This is a genomic window from Pseudomonas sp. SIMBA_067 (assembly GCF_046534675.1).
GTDB classification, from domain to species: Bacteria; Pseudomonadota; Gammaproteobacteria; order Pseudomonadales; family Pseudomonadaceae; genus Aquipseudomonas; species Aquipseudomonas putida.
Map to the genome: position 1 here is coordinate 1 of NZ_JAWRYH010001427.1, position 232 is coordinate 232.

Here is a 232-nt window from a genome sequence, read left to right on the forward strand (position 1 = left end):
TGGTGGACCGCAACTGCCACAAGTCAGTGGTCCACGCGATCATCATGACCGGTGCCATTCCGTTGTACCTGTGCCCGGAGCGTAACGAACTGGGCATCATCGGCCCGATCCCGCTCAGCGAGTTCAGCCCTGAGGCAATTCAGGCGAAGATCCAGGCCAACCCGCTCGCCCGTGGTCGGGCGCCGCGCATCAAGCTGGCGGTGGTGACCAACTCCACCTATGACGGCTTGTG

At 62.9% G+C, this 232-nt stretch carries 1 pseudogene; it reads left to right on the top strand.

Features of this window, described 5'->3' with window-relative positions:
• Nucleotides 1–232: pseudogene (locus SB765_RS34110) on the top strand (lysine decarboxylase); the annotation flags it as partial.